The following is a 298-nucleotide window of genomic DNA, read 5'->3' as shown; positions in this document are numbered from 1 at the left end:
ATCGATCAGGCCGGGTTTTTCCTGGCCGGGTTGGCCGTAGCGTACGAGTTTCATGCGTAATCCTTGGAAGGGAATGAAAGAGGCCGACCGGTCAGTTGGACCAGCCGCCGTCGATAACCTGGATGGTACCGGTAGTGAAAGCCGATTCGTCGCTGGCCAGGTAGACCGCCAGCGCGGCCACCTCCTCCACCCGGCCGACGCGGCCGATGGGCTGGCGCGCCACGAAGGCGGCGCGCACCGCGGCTTCGTCGCTGCCCTGCTGGCGCGCCTGCGCGGCGATGCGCTCGCGCAGCGAGGG

1 protein-coding gene is annotated in these 298 nt (G+C 68.1%); it reads right to left on the bottom strand.

Annotated elements, in window-relative coordinates; all coding sequences use genetic code 11:
* Positions 1-91: 91 nt before the first annotated feature.
* Positions 92-298 (bottom strand): SDR family oxidoreductase (locus tag SB751_RS29420; protein WP_410748953.1); only part of this gene is annotated, 207 nt, incomplete at its 5' end.

Origin of the sequence: Cupriavidus sp. SIMBA_020 (assembly GCF_046535395.1) — a bacterium.
Lineage (GTDB): Bacteria > Pseudomonadota > Gammaproteobacteria > Burkholderiales > Burkholderiaceae > Cupriavidus > Cupriavidus campinensis.
The sequence above is the reverse complement of the archived record's forward strand: the minus strand, read 5'-3'. Positions and strand labels throughout refer to the sequence as shown.